13 protein-coding genes and 1 tRNA gene are annotated in these 17,170 nt (G+C 63.0%); 10 read left to right on the top strand and 4 right to left on the bottom strand.

Annotated features, from left to right (window positions below; genetic code table 11):
- The first annotated feature begins 113 nt into the window (after positions 1–113).
- Genes CCOS865_RS02860 through CCOS865_RS02850 form a run of 3 tightly spaced genes read left to right on the top strand, consistent with a single transcriptional unit; the run spans position 114 to position 4,153 of the window.
- Complete coding sequence (locus tag CCOS865_RS02860) at positions 114–1,388, top strand: YeaH/YhbH family protein (RefSeq protein WP_119137723.1); 1,275 nt, start codon at positions 114–116, stop codon at positions 1,386–1,388.
- Entirely contained in the window at positions 1,385–2,953 is a 1,569-nt protein-coding gene (locus CCOS865_RS02855; protein WP_119137721.1) for a SpoVR family protein, read from the top strand. Before CCOS865_RS02860 ends, CCOS865_RS02855 begins: the two co-directional genes overlap by 4 nt.
- A gap of 60 nt (positions 2,954–3,013) precedes the next feature.
- Positions 3,014–4,153 (top strand): multifunctional CCA addition/repair protein, encoded by a 1,140-nt coding sequence (locus CCOS865_RS02850; RefSeq protein WP_119137719.1) that lies wholly within the window; start codon positions 3,014–3,016, stop codon positions 4,151–4,153.
- A 148-nt stretch (positions 4,154–4,301) separates the two neighbouring features.
- Here CCOS865_RS02850 and folK read toward each other — a convergent pair whose 3' ends face one another.
- Together folK and folB are read right to left on the bottom strand one after the other, a co-directional pair.
- Positions 4,302–4,811: a 2-amino-4-hydroxy-6-hydroxymethyldihydropteridine diphosphokinase gene (gene folK / locus CCOS865_RS02845; protein WP_119137718.1), complete on the bottom strand. Its 510-nt coding sequence runs from the start codon at positions 4,809–4,811 to the stop codon at positions 4,302–4,304.
- Positions 4,802–5,158, bottom strand: a complete 357-nt coding sequence (gene folB, locus CCOS865_RS02840; RefSeq protein ID WP_119137716.1) for a dihydroneopterin aldolase — start codon at positions 5,156–5,158, stop codon at positions 4,802–4,804. Before folB ends, folK begins: the two co-directional genes overlap by 10 nt.
- Positions 5,159–5,232: 74 nt before the next feature.
- Here folB and plsY point away from each other — a divergent pair, with 74 nt between their 5' ends.
- Positions 5,233–5,802, top strand: coding sequence for a glycerol-3-phosphate 1-O-acyltransferase PlsY (gene plsY, locus CCOS865_RS02835; protein ID WP_119137714.1), 570 nt, complete (start codon positions 5,233–5,235; stop codon positions 5,800–5,802).
- 26 nt (positions 5,803–5,828) lie between these two features.
- Here plsY and tsaD read toward each other — a convergent pair whose 3' ends face one another.
- The gene (gene tsaD, locus CCOS865_RS02830) at positions 5,829–6,854 is read right to left on the bottom strand and encodes a tRNA (adenosine(37)-N6)-threonylcarbamoyltransferase complex transferase subunit TsaD (protein ID WP_119137712.1); all 1,026 of its coding nucleotides are present in this window, start codon (positions 6,852–6,854) and stop codon (positions 5,829–5,831) included.
- A gap of 205 nt (positions 6,855–7,059) precedes the next feature.
- Here tsaD and rpsU point away from each other — a divergent pair, with 205 nt between their 5' ends.
- The 6 genes from rpsU (at position 7,060) to CCOS865_RS02800 (ending at position 16,363) form a co-directional block, all read left to right on the top strand.
- Positions 7,060–7,275: a 30S ribosomal protein S21 gene (gene rpsU / locus CCOS865_RS02825; protein WP_003255575.1), complete on the top strand. Its 216-nt coding sequence runs from the start codon at positions 7,060–7,062 to the stop codon at positions 7,273–7,275.
- Between the two features lie 286 nt (positions 7,276–7,561).
- The gene (dnaG, locus tag CCOS865_RS02820) at positions 7,562–9,544 is read left to right on the top strand and encodes a DNA primase (protein WP_119137710.1); all 1,983 of its coding nucleotides are present in this window, start codon (positions 7,562–7,564) and stop codon (positions 9,542–9,544) included.
- A 67-nt stretch (positions 9,545–9,611) separates the two neighbouring features.
- Positions 9,612–11,462: an RNA polymerase sigma factor RpoD gene (rpoD, locus tag CCOS865_RS02815; protein ID WP_119137708.1), complete on the top strand. Its 1,851-nt coding sequence runs from the start codon at positions 9,612–9,614 to the stop codon at positions 11,460–11,462.
- 140 nt (positions 11,463–11,602) lie between these two features.
- Positions 11,603–14,974 (top strand): bifunctional diguanylate cyclase/phosphodiesterase, encoded by a 3,372-nt coding sequence (locus CCOS865_RS02810; protein ID WP_119137706.1) that lies wholly within the window; start codon positions 11,603–11,605, stop codon positions 14,972–14,974.
- Positions 14,975–14,989: 15 nt separating this feature from the next.
- A tRNA-Ile gene (locus tag CCOS865_RS02805) sits at positions 14,990–15,066 on the top strand.
- A 154-nt stretch (positions 15,067–15,220) separates the two neighbouring features.
- The gene (locus CCOS865_RS02800; RefSeq protein WP_119137704.1) at positions 15,221–16,363 is read left to right on the top strand and encodes a Fic family protein; all 1,143 of its coding nucleotides are present in this window, start codon (positions 15,221–15,223) and stop codon (positions 16,361–16,363) included.
- On the opposite strand, the gene CCOS865_RS02795 is transcribed toward CCOS865_RS02800, so the two are convergent.
- A complete protein-coding gene (locus tag CCOS865_RS02795; protein WP_119137702.1) occupies positions 16,360–17,043 on the bottom strand; it encodes a glycosyltransferase family 25 protein in 684 nt (227 codons plus the stop codon). The two genes, CCOS865_RS02800 and CCOS865_RS02795, sit on opposite strands and share 4 nt — an antisense overlap.
- Between the last annotated feature and the right edge of the window lie 127 nt (positions 17,044–17,170).

Genomic DNA, 17,170 nt, shown 5'->3' with positions numbered 1-17,170 from the left:
CGCAAGCTGTACCGCGCAACGCTCGAACGTTGCGCCACAGCTTGCGGCGGCGGTGGCTGCTGTTGCTTGCAGCCTGACGCTTGAAGCTTGCAGCTGTTCTTAGCGGAGAGACCATGAGCTACGTAATCGACCGACGCCTGAACGGCAAGAACAAGAGCACGGTCAACCGCCAGCGTTTTTTGCGGCGGTACCGTGACCACATCAAGAAAGCCGTCGAAGAGGCGGTGAGCCGCCGTTCCATCATGGACATGGAGCACGGCGAGCAGATCAGCATTCCGGGGCGCGATATCGACGAACCGGTGTTGCACCATGGGCGTGGCGGCAAGCAGACCGTCGTTCATCCGGGCAACAAGGAATTTACCGCCGGCGAACACATCCCCCGGCCCCAGGGCGGTGCGGGAGGCGGTGGCGGCCGTGGCAAGGCGGGTAACTCCGGCGAGGGCATGGACGAGTTCGTCTTCCAGATCACCCAGGAAGAGTTTCTCGAGTTCATGTTCGAGGACCTCGAACTGCCTAACCTGGTCAAGCGCCAGCTGAGCGGCACCGACACCTTCAAGACCGTACGCGCGGGGATCAGCAACGAAGGCAACCCGGCGCGCATCAATATCATCCGCACCTTGCGCTCGGCGCATGCCCGGCGCATCGCCCTGACCGGCAGCAGCCGGGCGCTGTTGCGCGAGGCCAAGGCCGAACTGGCCCGGCTCAAGGTCGAAGAACCCGACAACTTCACGGATATCCAGGCCGTCGAAACCGAAATCCAGCGCCTCAGCGCGCGGATCAACCGCCTGCCCTTCCTGGATACCTTCGACCTCAAGTACAACCTGCTGGTCAAGCAGCCCAACCCCAGCTCCAAGGCGGTGATGTTCTGCCTGATGGACGTGTCCGGCTCGATGACCCAGGCCACCAAGGACATCGCCAAGCGCTTCTTCATCCTCTTGTACCTGTTCCTCAAGCGCAACTACGACCGCATCGACGTGGTGTTCATCCGCCATCACACCAGCGCCCGCGAAGTCGACGAAGAGGAGTTTTTCTATTCCCGGGAAACCGGCGGCACCATCGTCTCCAGCGCGCTCAAGCTGATGCAGGAGATCATGGCCGAACGCTACCCGACCAACGACTGGAACATCTACGCCGCACAGGCCTCGGACGGTGACAACTGGAACGACGACTCACCGATCTGCCGCGAGATCCTCTCCAAGCAGATCATGCCGCATGTGCAGTACTACACGTACGTCGAGATCACCCCGCGTGAGCATCAGGCGCTGTGGTACGAGTACGAGCGCATCGGCGAATCGTTCCCTGACACCTTTGCCCAACAGCAGCTGGTATCGGCCGGCGATATCTACCCGGTCTTCCGTGAACTCTTCCAGCGCAGGTTAGCCACATGACCGCCAGAGCACAGAGACGCCAACCCATTTCCACCGGATCCGAGTGGACGTTCGACCTGATCCAGACCTACGATCGGGAAATCAGCCGGCTGGCCGAGCGTTACGCCCTGGACACCTACCCCAACCAGATCGAGGTGATCACCGCCGAGCAGATGATGGACGCCTATGCGTCCGTCGGCATGCCGCTGGGGTATCACCACTGGTCCTACGGCAAGCAGTTCCTCAGTACCGAGAAGTCCTACAGCCGGGGCCAGATGGGCCTGGCCTACGAGATCGTGATCAACTCCGATCCGTGCATCGCCTACCTGATGGAAGAAAACACCATGTGCATGCAGGCACTGGTGATTGCCCACGCCTGCTATGGCCACAACAGCTTCTTCAAGGGTAATTACCTGTTCCGCACCTGGACCGACGCCAGTTCGATCATCGACTACCTGGTGTTCGCCAAGCAGTACATCGCCCAATGCGAAGAGCGCCATGGCATCGATGCGGTCGAGGACCTGATCGACTCGTGCCATGCGCTGATGAACTACGGCGTCGACCGCTACAAGCGCCCGTACCCGATCTCCGCCGAAGAAGAACGCCGGCGGCAGAAGGAGCGCGAGGAGCATTTGCAACGGCAGATCAACGATCTGTGGCGGACGATCCCCAAGGGAGCTGACAAGGGTGGCGACCGCGATGATGCACGCTTCCCCGCCGAACCGCAGGAAAACATCCTTTACTTCATCGAAAAGCACGCGCCGTTGCTGGAGCCCTGGCAGCGTGAAGTGGTGCGCATCGTGCGCAAGATCGCCCAGTATTTCTACCCACAGCGCCAGACCCAGGTGATGAACGAAGGGTGGGCCACCTTCTGGCACTACACGCTGATGAACGACCTCTACGACGAGGGCCTGGTGACCGAGGGCTTCATGATGGAGTTCCTCCAGTCGCACACCAGCGTGGTGTTCCAGCCCGGCTTCGACAGCCCCTACTACAGCGGCATCAACCCCTATGCCCTGGGCTTTGCGATGTACACCGACATTCGCCGGATCTGCGAACACCCCACCGAAGAGGATCGCCGCTGGTTCCCGGAAATGGCCGGCAGTGACTGGCTGTCGACGATCAAGTTCGCCATGAGCAGCTTCAAGGATGAAAGCTTCATCCTGCAGTACCTGTCGCCCAAGGTGATCCGGGACCTGAAGCTGTTCAGCATTCTGGATGACGACCAGCGCGATGACCTGCTGGTGCCGGCGATCCACGATGAAGACGGCTACCGGGTCATTCGTGAGCAGTTGGCCTCGCAGTACAACCTGGGCAACCGCGAGCCCAACGTGCAGATCTGGAGCATCGACCGGCGTGGCGACCGTTCGCTGACCCTGCGCCACCAGCAGCACAACCGCAAACCGCTGGGCGACTCCACCGAGGAGGTGCTCAAGCACCTGCATCGCCTGTGGGGCTTCGACATTCACCTGGACACCGTACAAGGTGACCAGATCATGAAAACCCACCACATGCCGCCGCGCGGCGAGCATGGCGAGAGCGGCGACTACGGGCGCATGGACCTGGCCGTAGTTCATCACCTCTAGTAGCGCATCACCTCCGTTGCAGCCGACAGGGTATCCTGTGGCCAGCAACGGAGGTTTTACATGCAGATCTACAAAGTCGGCGGCGCTGTGCGCGACCGCTTGCTCGGCCGCGCCGTCAGTGACATTGACTGGCTGGTGGTTGGCGCTACGGTCGAACAGATGCAGGCCCAGGGCTACCGCCCGGTCGGTGCCGATTTCCCGGTATTCATCCATCCCAAGAGCGGCGAGGAATACGCCCTGGCGCGTACCGAGCGCAAGAGCGGGCGCGGCTATGGCGGCTTCGTCTTTCACGCCAGCCCCGAGGTCACCCTCGAGCAGGATCTGATCCGCCGCGACCTGACCATCAATGCCATGGCCGAGGATGAGCACGGCAATCTGTGCGACCCCTATCACGGCAAAGTTGATCTTGATAAGCGCATTCTGCGCCATGTTTCACCGGCGTTTGCCGAAGATCCACTGCGCGTGCTGCGCGTCGCCCGCTTTGCCGCGCGCTATGCCCCGCTGGGTTTCACAGTGGCCGCAGACACCCTCGAACTGATGCGCCAGATCAGCGCTTCAGGCGAGCTGCAGGCACTGACGGCGGAGCGCAGTTGGAAGGAAATCGAGCGCGCGCTGATGGAAGACCAGCCCCAAGTGTTCATCCAGGTGCTGCGCGCCTGCGATGCCCTGAAACAGCTGATGCCAGAGCTGGACGCGTTGTTCGCTGCGCCTCTGAGCGAGGGCGAGCACACCCTCGCTGCACTGCAGCAGGCGGCGTTGCATGGCCAGCCGCTGCATGTGCGCTGGGCTTGCCTGACGCAGGCGCTTGGGCAGGCCATCAAAGCCGTCAATCAACGCTTCAAGGCGCCGCGCGAATGCCAGGAACTGGCGTTGCTGGTAGGTGAGATGCAAGGGCACTGTCAGCGGGCGCCGGAGCTGGACGCCCCGACCCTGCTGGAGTTGCTGCAGAAGTTCGACGTATACCGGCGACCGCAGCGGCTCGAAGATTTCATCGCAGCGTGCGAGATGGTTGCGCGCGGGCGGCAGGCGCTCGAAGGCGACGGTTATCCACAGGGCGATTATCTGCGCGGCGCGGCAGCTGCGGCCAAAGCCGTCGATGTGAAGAGCCTGGTGGACAAAGGCCTGACGGGGCAGGCGTTGGGCGAGGCCCTCAAGACCGAAAGGTTGAATGCGCTGCAAGCCTATACACAGGCGAACTAGCCGAGAGCGCCGGGGCCGCTTCGCGGCCCTTTCGCGACACAAGGCCGCTCCCACAGGGTCGCGTGTGCCCAGGCGATTTGTGTCGTGCGCAAATCTCTGTGGGAGCGGCCTTGTGTCGCGAAAGGGCCGCGAAGCGGCCCCTCTACGGCTAAATACGGGTCAGCTGCAAGCCACGCCATTCGAACGGCACCGGTGCCAGCACCTGCTCGATACGCGCCTCCTGCCACAGCTGCGCCATGGTCTTGCCCGCACCTGGGTGCACCAGCGTCGGCGCAATCAGCGACAACGGCCACAGTACGAAGGCATTCTTCAGGATCTCCGCCCGCGGCAGCACCAGACCGTCGAACGTGCCCTCCCGATCGTCGTACATGAGCACGTCGATATCCAGCGGCAAACCCTTGCGCTCCGGGGCATAGCGGCCGTTTTCGGCCTCGATGAACTTGAGCCGACGGTCCAGCTCCATCAGTGGCAGGTCAGTCTGGCCGGTCACCACCAGGTTGAAGAACGGACCGCTCTTGATCCCCACCGCCTGGCTTTCGAACACCGGCGAGCAGCGCATCTCCGTCAGAAACCCGGCCAACGCGTCGAGCCCGGCACACAAGTGCTGCTCGCGGTCGACATTGCTGCCCAACCCCAGGTAAACCGTGCTCACAGACATCCGCGCTCGATCTCCACGCCAACACCGCCACGGGCCGCCGGCACAGCGCCGGGCTTGGTCAGCTTGAGCCGCACCCAGGGGATCTGAAACTCGTCCATCAATACCGCCACCAGGCGCTCGGCAAAGGTCTCGACCAACTCGAAGCGCGCCTGCTCGGCGAACGCCTGGACCCGTGCCGAGACACTGGCGTAGTCCAGCGCCAGGCTCAGGTCATCGCCGGCCGCCGCGGGGCGGTTGTCCCAGGCGAAACTCAGGTCCAGGCGCAGGCACTGGCGAATATCCCGTTCCCAGTCATAGGCACCGATCACGGTATCGACTTCCAGGCCTTCGATGAACACTCTGTCCAAGCACTTCTCTCCACAGCACGACAAGGGCGACTGGCGCCGTTAGAATCAGGGCGTCCTCGCCCGGAATAGTTAGCATGTTTTGGTTATTGGCGCTGTTCGCCTACCTGCTTGGCTCGCTGTCCTTCGCCATCGTCCTGAGCCGCCTCAGCGGCAGCCCCGACCCTCGCTCGAGCGGTTCGGGCAATGCCGGTGCCACCAACATGCTGCGCCTGGCAGGGCGCAGACTGGCGATCCTGACCCTGCTTGGCGACCTGTGCAAGGGCATGTTGCCGGTGCTGCTCGCACATCTGGCCGGTCTCGGCCTGCAGGCGCAAGCCTGGATCGGCCTCTGCGCGGTGATCGGCCACCTGTTCCCGGTGTACTTCCGCTTCCAGGGTGGCAAAGGCGTGGCGACCGCCGCCGGGATGCTCATGGGGCTGTACTTCCCGGCCGCACTGCTGGCCATCGGCGCCTGGCTGCTGACCTTCTACCTGACCCGCACCAGCTCCCTCGCAGCGCTCATCGCCACACCGCTGACCCTGCCATTGCTGGCCTGGCGCGAGCCTGAGGCACTGCTGCCGATGAGCGTCCTGACGGTACTGATCGTCTGGCGCCATCGAAGCAATTTACGCGACCTGTTCGCCGGACGCGAACGACATTTCTGAGTCCGCCAGGTGAACCACAATCACTGTTACAGCGCGGGCAACTGCTCCATCGGCCAGCGCGCCTGAACGCTGATCGCCAGATCCTGCTGTTGCCCGGCGAGCAGGCGTTGGCAGCCGGCATAGGCGATCATCGCGCCGTTGTCGGTGCAAAACCGCGGCCGCGCGTAATAGACATTGCCTTTGATCCCGGCAAGCATGCCTTCCAGCGATGCGCGCAGGGCCGTGTTGGCGCTCACGCCACCGGCGATCACCAGGCGCTTGAGGCCGGTCTGCTGCAGGGCGCGCTTGCACTTGATGGTCAGCGTGTCGACCACCGCCTGCTGGAACGCCAGCGACACGTCGCAACGGGTCTGCTCGGTGTCGTCGCCGGCCGCCCGGCACTTGTTCCAGGTGTTGAGCGCTGACGTCTTCAAGCCACTGAAGCTGAATTCCAGGCCTGGACGGTCGGTCATCGGCCGCGGGAAGACAAACCGACCCGGCACGCCCTGCTCCGCCAGCCGGGCAATTTCTGGCCCACCGGGGTAGTTGAGGCCGATCAGCTTGGCGGTCTTGTCGAATGCTTCGCCCGCCGCGTCGTCCAGGCTCTCGCCGAGCAACTGGTATTGGCCGATGCCATCGACCCGCACCAGCTGGGTATGGCCGCCGGACACCAACAAAGCGACGAACGGAAATTCTGGCGGCTGCTCTTCAAGCATCGGTGCCAGCAAGTGGCCTTCCATGTGGTGCACGCCGATCGCCGGGATGTCCCAGGCAAACGCCATCGCCTGCGCGCAGGAAGCGCCCACCAGCAGGGCGCCAACCAGGCCAGGACCCGCCGTGTAGGCGATCGCGTCGATCTCGGTGGCGACCGCGCCGGCCTCCTCCAGCACCTGGCGAATCAACGGCAGCATGCGCTTGACGTGATCACGCGAGGCGAGCTCGGGCACCACCCCGCCGTAAGCGCGGTGCAGGTCGATCTGGCTGAACAGCGCGTCGGCCAACAGGCCGCGTTCACTGTCGTATAATGCGACGCCAGTTTCGTCGCAGGATGTTTCCAATCCCAGTACTAGCATGGGTTCGTGCCCTGTGGAGGCTGAATTCGAAGGCGCGCATGATAGTCCCCGTGCCCAGTGCCGACCAGCGGTTTTCGATCAGAGGCTTTGCATTCCGGCTAGCTAAGCGTTAACATCCGCAACCCTTGAAAACCGACGTTCTCCAGCGCATCTTTATTTTTGTCAGGAGTACGTCTACCCCGGTAACGAATGAAGGTAGCCCTGGATGCCAGCCGTCAAAGTAAAAGAGAACGAACCCTTCGACGTAGCTCTGCGTCGCTTCAAGCGCTCCTGCGAGAAAGCCGGTGTACTGGCTGAAGTGCGTAGCCGCGAGTTTTATGAGAAGCCAACCGCTGAGCGTAAGCGTAAGGCTGCTGCTGCAGTCAAGCGTCACGCGAAGAAAGTACAGCGCGAACAGCGCCGTGCCGTTCGTCTGTACTAATACAGACGTTCGTCACAAAGCTTCTGCCCTGCCCGGTTAACGCCGGGCCGCTGGCAGCGGTTGCTACACACCTCAGGTGCAAACCCGAGGCGCCAGTTGCGATGTGCAACCGGCAAGCTGCTACAACACGTCAGAACTGGTCCTGGACCAGTCGTGCCGTCCCTGTCTGACGAGCCCTTGTGGCTGGCGACGAGCACACTCCCCTCGCTCCACCCGAATCCGCTACACCTCCCCGCATCCTTGCGTTAGCGATTAGACTTGCCTGTTGCAAGATGACGAGACTGCCATGGCCGGGCTGATTCCCCAGAGTTTTATCGACGACCTTCTCAACCGCACCGACATCGTCGACGTGGTGAGTTCGCGCATCCAGCTGAAAAAGGCTGGCAAGAACTACTCTGCGTGCTGCCCGTTCCACAAGGAAAAAACCCCCTCCTTTACCGTCAGCCCCGACAAGCAGTTCTACTACTGCTTTGGTTGCGGCGCCGGGGGCAACGCACTTGGCTTCGTCATGGACCACGACAACCTGGATTTCCCCCAGGCGGTCGAGGACCTGGCGCGCACGGCGGGCATGGAAGTGCCCCGCGAGGAAGGCCGACGCGGGCAGAAGCCCCGTCAGCCCACCGACTCACCGCTGTATCCGCTGCTCGAAGCCGCCGCCGAGTTCTACCGGCAGGCGCTGCGCAGCCACCAGACGCGCAAGGCGGCGGTCGACTACCTCAAGGGCCGCGGCCTGTCGGGTGAAATCGCCCGCGACTTCAGCCTGGGCTTCGCCCCGCCCGGCTGGGACAACCTGATGAAGCACCTGGGCGCCGACAGCCTGCAGCAAAAGGTCATGATCGATGCCGGCCTGCTGATCGAGAACGCCGAGAGCGGCAAACGCTACGACCGCTTCCGCGACCGCGTGATGTTCCCGATCCGCGACAGCCGTGGCCGGGTCATCGCCTTTGGCGGCCGGGTCCTGGGCGACGACAAGCCCAAGTACCTCAACTCGCCGGAAACTCCGGTGTTCCACAAGGGCCAGGAGCTGTACGGCCTGTTCGAGGCGCGCAAGCACAACCGCAACCTCGACGAGATCATCGTGGTCGAAGGCTACATGGACGTCATTGCCCTGGCCCAGCAAGGCCTGCGCAATGCCGTGGCGACCCTGGGCACGGCGACCAGCGAAGAGCACCTCAAGCGCCTGTTTCGGGTCGTGCCCAGCGTGCTGTTCTGCTTCGACGGTGACCAGGCCGGGCGTAAAGCCGCCTGGCGCGCCCTCGAGTCGACCCTGAGCAGCCTGCAGGACGGCCGGCGCGCGCGCTTCCTGTTCCTGCCCGAAGGCGAAGACCCGGACACCCTGGTCCGCGCCGAGGGCACCGACGCCTTCCGCGCGCGCATCCACCAGCACGCACAGCCGCTGGCCGACTACTTCTTCGAGCAGTTGAGCAACGAAGCCGACCCGCGCTCGCTCGAAGGCAAGGCGCACATGGCGACCCTGGCCGCACCGCTGATCGAAAAGGTCCCCGGCGCCAACCTGCGTCAGCTGATGCGCAATCGCCTGAAGGAAATCACCGGCCTGGACACCCAGCAGGTGGAGCAGCTGACGCAGCACGCACCGGCCGCCAGCGTGCCCGACTACGACCCTGGCTACGACTACGATGCCATGGCCAGCTACACCCCCGACTTTGCTGACGCGCACCAGCCCGACTACGGCGGCGGCCAGCAGCAACAGCAGCCGTGGACGCCGAACAAAGGCACCGGCAAGAAGCAGTGGGATAAAAAACCCTGGGACAAGAAGGGCGGCAAACCCTGGCAGCGCGACGGCCAACGCGAGGCACCACCACGCGTCCCGGCGCCGGTCGAGCCGCCGACCCTGTCGGCCCTGCGCACCCTGCTGCACCACCCGCTGCTGGCCGGCAAGGTCGAAGATGCCAGCCACTTCGCGGACGAAGAACACGTCTACAACCAACTGCTGGTGGCGCTGATCGAAGCCGCGCAGAAGAATCCTAAGCTAAGCTCTATGCAGCTGATTGCACGCTGGCACGGGACTGACCAAGGCCGCTTGCTGCGTGCATTGGCCGAAAAGGAATGGCTGATCGATGCCGACAACCTTGAACAACAGTTTTTCGACACCATTACTAGCTTGTCCGCCCGCCAACGCGAGCGCAGCCTGGAACATCTGATGCGCAAAGCACGTCAAAGTGACTTGAGTACAGAGGAAAAATCTCAGCTTCTTGCCCTGCTGAGCCGTAATGTTCCCGCACAAAACCCGACCTCATCTGGCGCGTGAGGTCCTAGCTCGGGTATAATCCTCGGCTTGTTTTTTGCCCGCCAAGACCTTCAGTGGATAGGGTGTTATGTCCGGAAAAGCGCAACAGCAATCTCGTATCAAAGAGTTGATCACCCGCGGTCGTGAGCAGGGCTACCTGACTTACGCGGAGGTCAACGACCACCTGCCTGAGGATATTTCAGATCCTGAACAGGTGGAAGACATCATCCGCATGATCAACGACATGGGGATCAACGTATTCGAGACTGCTCCGGATGCGGATGCCCTGTTGTTGGCGGAAGCCGACACTGACGAAGCCGCAGCCGAAGAGGCCGCCGCAGCGTTGGCCGCCGTTGAGACCGATATCGGCCGCACGACCGACCCAGTGCGCATGTACATGCGTGAAATGGGTACTGTCGAGCTGCTGACCCGCGAAGGCGAGATCGAAATCGCCAAGCGGATCGAAGAAGGTATCCGTGAAGTCATGGGCGCTATCGCTCATTTCCCGGGCACCGTCGACCATATCCTCAGCGAGTACGATCGAGTCACCACCGAAGGGGGTCGCCTGTCCGACGTCCTCAGCGGTTATATCGACCCTGACGACAACATCGCGGCACCGACCGAAGAAGTACCCGTTCCGGGTGCCAAGGCCGCTGCCGCGAAGGAAGAGGCCGACGACGAGGAAGAGGAAAAGGACGGCGACGACGAAGAGGAAGAGACCGAAAGCGGTCCCGATCCGGTCATCGCTGCCCAGCGTTTCGGCGCAGTTTCCGACCAGCTCGTCATCACCCTCAAGGCGCTGAAAAAGCACGGCCGCAGCCATGCCGAAAGCATCGGCGCGATGCAGGCCCTGGCTGATCTGTTCATGCCGATCAAGCTGGTACCCAAGCAGTTCGAAGTGCTCGTCGAGCGCGTTCGTGGTGCGTTGGACCGTCTGCGTCAGCAAGAACGCGCCATCATGCAGCTGTGCGTGCGTGATGCTCGCATGCCGCGTGCCGACTTCCTGCGCCTGTTCCCGGGCAACGAAGTCGACCAGACCTGGAGCGGTGACCTCTCCAAGCGCAGCACCAAGTGGGCTGCCGCACTGGGCGAAAAGAACGACGCGATCGTTGCCTGCCAGCAGAAGCTGGTCGACCTTGAAACCGAGACCGGCCTGACCGTCGCGGAAATCAAGGACATCAACCGTCGCATGTCGATCGGTGAAGCCAAGGCTCGCCGCGCCAAGAAGGAAATGGTCGAGGCCAACCTGCGTCTGGTGATCTCGATCGCCAAGAAGTACACCAACCGTGGCCTGCAGTTCCTCGATCTGATCCAGGAAGGCAACATCGGCTTGATGAAGGCGGTGGACAAGTTCGAATACCGTCGCGGTTACAAGTTCTCGACCTACGCCACCTGGTGGATTCGCCAGGCGATCACCCGCTCGATCGCCGACCAGGCGCGCACCATCCGTATTCCGGTGCACATGATCGAGACGATCAACAAGCTCAACCGTATTTCCCGGCAGATGTTGCAGGAAATGGGTCGCGAACCGACCCCGGAAGAGCTCGGTGAGCGCATGGAGATGCCCGAGGACAAGATCCGCAAGGTGCTGAAGATCGCCAAAGAGCCCATCTCCATGGAGACGCCGATTGGTGATGACGAAGATTCGCACCTGGGCGACTTCATCGAGGACTCGACCATGCAGTCCCCGATCGACGTGGCCACGGTCGAAAGCCTCAAGGAAGCCACCCGTGACGTCCTTGGCGGCCTGACCGCACGTGAAGCCAAAGTGCTGCGCATGCGTTTCGGTATCGACATGAACACCGACCACACCCTCGAAGAGGTAGGCAAACAGTTCGACGTGACCCGCGAGCGGATCCGTCAGATTGAAGCCAAGGCGCTGCGCAAGCTGCGCCATCCGACCCGAAGCGAGCATCTGCGCTCCTTCCTCGACGAGTGATGACAAACCCCGGCCTAGGCCGGGGTTTTTCTTGGGCGTCACAAACCCTGGACCGCCGGCAAGTTAATCGTCTGCCCCGCAACAACCGGCACAATGCCCGTCTACACTCGAAATCAGACCATCTGGACCGAGAGGCCGCTATGCCGACAATGCCGGCCCTTCTGCTGCTGATCCTGTGTATCTGGAGCGCAACCGCCGGCGCCCTGACCCTGACCGATGAAGAAAAAGCCTGGCTCAGCGCCCACCCCCAGCTGCGCCTGGGCGTCGATGCATCCTGGCCCCCCTTCGAGTTCCGCGATCAGGAGGGCCATTACCAGGGATTGGCCGCCGATTACATCGCCCTGATTCAACAGCGTCTTGGCGTGACGCTCACGCCGATCGAACCGACCAACTGGGGCCAGGTGCTGGAGCAGGCGCGGCACAACCAGCTCGACCTGCTGCCCGGCATCATGTCGACCCCCGAGCGGCAGAACTACCTGTCGTTCACCCGCCCTTACCTGGACTTCCCGATCGTTATCCTGGCGCACGAGGGCGGCCGGCAACCGCGCACCCTCAAGGACCTGTACGGCCTGAAAGTCGCCGTGGTGGAAAACTACGCCCCCCACGAACTGCTGCGCACCCACCACCCGGACCTCAACCTGGTGGCCCTGCCCAATGTCAGCTCGGCGCTCCAGGCACTGGCCACCGACGAGGTCGACGCGGTGGTCGGCGACCTCGCGTCGAGCATCTGGAGCCTGCGCCAGCTCAAGCTGGACGGCCTCTATGTCAGCGGCGAAACGCCCTATCGCTATCAACTGGCGATGGCCGTGCCGCGCGACAACAAGGTGCTGGTGGGCATTCTCGACAAGGTCATGGCGGACATGAGCAGCGCCGAAATCAGTGATATCCAGCAGCGCTGGGTGGGCAACGTCATCGACCAACGCAGTTTCTGGCACGACATGCTGCTCTATGGCCTGCCAGGCGTGCTGTTGCTGGTGGCGATCCTGGCCGCCGTGATGCGCGTCAACCGCCGCCTGAGTTCGGAGATCTCCCGGCGCATCGCCCTCGAACAGGAACTGCGCAGCAGCGAGTACCACTACCGCAGCCTGGTCGAGAGCCTGTCGGCGATCGCCTGGGAAGCCGACGCCAACGACTTTACCTACAGCTACGTCTCGCCACACGCCGAGGACCTGCTCGGTTTCGCCCTCAACGACTGGCTCAAGCCGGGCTTCTGGCGCAGCATCCTGCACCCCGAGGATGCCCTTTGGGCCCAGGCCTACTGCGAGAGCGAAACGGCCGTGGGGCGCGACCACAGCCTCGATTACCGGGTGATCCGCGCCGACGGCCAGACCCTGTGGGTGCGCAACATCGTCAGCATGATCGAACAGGGCCACCGCCCGGTGATGCGCGGCCTGATGATCGACATCAGCGAGACCAAGCGCACTGAAGATGCGCTGCGCCTGTCCGAGCAGAAGTTCGCCAAGGCCTTCCACGCCTCCCCCGACGGCCTGCTGCTGTCCCGGCAAAGCGACGGCCTGCTGATCGAAGTCAATGAAGGCTTCTGCCGCCTGACCGGCTATGACCTCAACCCGAGCCTCGACCAGACCTCGCTCGACCTGGGCATCTGGGTCGACCTCAACGAACGCCGGCGCATGATCGACAAGCTCCAGCAAGACGGCTTCGTGCGCGATTTCAGCTGCCACATCCGCCGCAGCGACGGGCAGATCCGCCTCTGCGAAGTCTCCGCACGGCCACTGCCGATCGCTGGGGTCGACTGCATGCTGACCATCGCCCGGGACATCACCGAGCGCCACCTCATGCAGGAAAAACTGCAACTGGCCGCCACCGTCTTCGAGAACACCGCCGAAGGCGTGCTGATCACCGACACCGAGCAGCGCATCAGTGCCGTCAACCGCGCCTTCAGCGAGATCACCGGCTACAGCGAAATCGAAGCACTCGGCCAGACGCCGCGCCTGCTGGCGTCTGGCCAGCACGACAGCGCGTTCTATGCCGCCATGTGGCATCAGCTCACCGCTGAAGGCCACTGGCAAGGCGAGATCTACAACAAACGCAAGAACGGCGAGTTGTATCCCAGCTGGCTGACCATCAGTGCAGTGCGCAACAGCGAGCGCGAGATCACCCACTTCGTCGCCGTGTTCGCCGACATCTCCAGCCTCAAGCACGCCCAGGCCAAGCTCGACTACCAGGCCCACCACGACCCGCTGACCGGCCTGCCCAACCGCGCACTGTTCGAAAACCGCCTGCAGGCCGCACTCAGTTGCGCGCAGGCCTCCAACCGCCAGGGCGCGGTGCTGTTCCTCGACCTCGACCGCTTCAAGCACATCAACGACAGCCTCGGCCATCCGGTCGGCGACCTGCTGCTCAAGGGCATCGCCCAGCGGCTCAAGGAGCAGGTGCGTGATGTCGACACGGTCGCCCGCCTGGGCGGCGACGAATTCATCATCCTCCTGCCTGGCCTGCACAAGCCCAGTGACGCCAGCGCCATCGCCAACAAGCTGCTGGCCTGCTTCAGCGCACCGTTCCAGGCCGGCGAGCACGAGTTCTTCAGCAGCGCCAGCATCGGCATCAGCCTGTATCCACAGGACGGCAGCGACGTCGCCAACCTGATCCGCAACGCCGATGCCGCCATGTACCGCTCCAAGGCCAAGGGCCGCAACCGTGTCGAAGCCTACACCCGCGACCTCACCGCCCAGGCCAGCATGCGCGTGGCCCTCGAGCATGAGCTGCGCCGGGCTATCGAACGCAATGAGCTGAGCCTGTGCTACCAGCCCAAGTTCAGCCTCAAGACCCAGAGCCTGGTCGGCGCCGAGGCGCTGATCCGCTGGAGCCACCCGAGCCTGGGCGAAGTCCCGCCCGAGCACTTCATCCACCTTGCCGAAGAAAACGGCACCATTCTCCAGCTCGGCGACTGGGTGCTGGAGCAGGCCTGCCGCCAGATGCACAGCTGGAAGACCGGCTATCAAGCGTTCGGCCCCCTGTCGATCAACCTGGCAGGCGCGCAACTGCGCCAGCCCAACCTGGCCAAGCGCATCGAACAGTTGCTCAGGACCTACCAGTTGCAGGCCGGCGACCTGCAGTTGGAGATCACCGAGAACTTCATCATGAGCCAGGCCGAGGAAGCCTTGAGTGTGCTGCACCAGCTCAAGCAACTGGGCGTGCAGCTGGCGATCGACGACTTCGGTACCGGTTATTCATCCCTCAGCTACCTCAAGCGCCTGCCGCTGGACATCCTCAAGATCGACCAGTCGTTCATCCGCGGCCTGCCCGACGACCCCCACGACGCCGCGATCGCCCGCGCCATCATTGCCCTGGGGCGCAGCATGCAGCTGACGATCATTGCCGAAGGGGTCGAAAACCAGGCCCAGCAGCATTTCCTTGCCGCCGAAGGCTGCGAGCAGATCCAGGGCTACATCGTCAGCCTGCCGCTGCCCGCACAGGAATTCGCCGCGAGCTTTCTTCGCATAGCACTATCGGATCTTTCGGATGGCACCCGTTCGAAACCCTCGTTATAATCGCGCCACCTTCTGGGGCCTATAGCTCAGTTGGTTAGAGCAGAGGACTCATAATCCTTTGGTCCACGGTTCAAGTCCGTGTGGGCCCACCAAGTACACGAAAGCCGCGCATTTGCGCGGCTTTTTCGTTTCTGGCGACAGGCCAGGCAGGCGCCCAACTGGACGATGAGCCGATTAGCGCTGATAATCGGCTCACATAATGAGCCGAATAGCATTCGTAATCGGCTCACTCACTACGGACACCTCATGCCCCTACCCCTGTGGATCTGGCAACACGCGAACTGGCCACGGTTCAGCTGGCAAGCGCAGCCATTGGCACCGCTGCTGCGTGCCTGCGTCCAGGCCCAAGGCAAGCTGGTGGGCATGGCGGGCGTGGTCGATAGCGACACGCAGGCGCAAAACACCCTGGATGCGTTACTGCAGAATATCGTCACCAGCTCGGCAATCGAGGGCGAACAGCTCAATGTCGAGTCAGTGCGTTCATCGCTGGCCCGGCGCCTGGGCCTCGATGCCCCGGTGCCCGGCACCGCACGCAGCGAAGGCTTGGCCGAACTGATGCTCGACGCCACCCAGGCGTATGCCAAGCCGCTGACGCTGGAGCGCCTGCTGCACTGGCATCAACTCCTGTTTCCTGCCGCTGGCCACGGGCTGGGCAACCCCATCCGCGTCGGTGCCCTGCGTGGCGAAGAACCCATGCAGGTCGTGTCCGGGCGCATCGACCGGCCCACGGTGCACTTCGAGGCACCTCCTCGGCAAGGACTGGAGGCTCAGCTTGCGACCTTCCTCGACTGGTTCGCCGCCACAGGGCAAGACCCTGGCATCGACCCGCTGGTGCGCGCTGGGATCGCCCATTTCTGGTTCGTCACCCTGCACCCTTTCGATGACGGTAACGGCCGCTTGACGCGTGCACTCACTGACCTGGCACTCGCTCAAGGCGAGCCGCAGGCGATTCGCTTTCACGCCATGTCAGCCAGCATCCTGAACAACCGCCGCGGGTACTACGAGATTCTCGAGCATAGCCAGAAGGACGGCCTGGACATCACCGCCTGGTTGCTGTGGTTCCTGCAGACGTTGCTGCAAAGCCTTGAGCAGGCCCTGGCGCGAATCGACCGTGTGCTGGGCAAGGCACGCTTCTGGCAGCGGCATCGTCAGCAGGTGCTGTCCAGTGAACAGATCAAGGTGCTCAACCGTCTGCTCGATGGCGACCTGTTCAACCCGCGCGGCGGCTTTGCCGATGGCATCAGTGCGGCGCAATACCAGGCGGTGGCGAAGGTATCCAAGGCCACTGCAACCCGCCACCTGAGTGACTTGCTGGAGAAAGGCTGCCTGCTGCGCTTGCCCGGTGGCGGGCGCAGCACGCGCTATCAGATCAGCTGGCCTGCCGATTAAAGATCCCGCAACAACAAGGTCTTGGCGAAGTTGCGCACGACCTCGCGGTACTGCCGGCGCCAGTTGTCACGCCAGAACGCCGCATCGGCGAAGGTCCCATCGCTGGAGCGGGCACGGAGGATATCGCTGGAGGACACTTCCTCGGGCTGCTGCTGGCTCAGCATCGGGAACGCCATGTAGGCCCTGAAGCGCTGGGAGAAAACCCGGTCGATCGCCACACCTTCATACGTCGCCTGCTGCAACAAGCGTCGACAGCCATGATTGGAGAGGACATAGGCATGCGTGCCGCGGGCGCGAACCCGTGCGATGCCGCGGCGCCAGGTCAGCCAGACCTTGCCCAGGTTCGCCCCGAGGTAGAAAAGTTGCGGATCGTGGTGCTGGAAAAAGCGGTTGATCCGCTCCACCTGAATCGGCTCGAACGCCAGCAGGGTGGCATCGTCCTCAAGGATCAGCACACGCCGATAGCCGCGCTCCACCGCCGCACGGGCGCACTGCATATGTGAATTGAAGCAGCCGCGCTCAGGGTTATCGCTGTCCGGCTCGACCCGTATGAACTCTATCTGCAGCCCACTGCCAACAAACTCACGGCGCAACAATTCGCGCCGGTCGCTGCGCGCGTGGAGGCTGATGCAAAACACGCCGTCAATCGCCAGACGGCTAAGATCCTTGGCTTTGGTCATCCCTTGCTCTCTCGAAACAGGTGAGGGCGCCCCCCGCGCTGTTCAGCAGCGCGGGGGGCCATGGCTCATTGTGTCGACCAGACATACCCGACCACCTGATCCACAGGTCTGAGCGGGCATGAGAGAT

Source organism: Pseudomonas reidholzensis (assembly GCF_900536025.1).
Taxonomy (GTDB): domain Bacteria; phylum Pseudomonadota; class Gammaproteobacteria; order Pseudomonadales; family Pseudomonadaceae; genus Aquipseudomonas; species Aquipseudomonas reidholzensis.
This window is presented reverse-complemented; position numbering and strand designations above follow the sequence as displayed.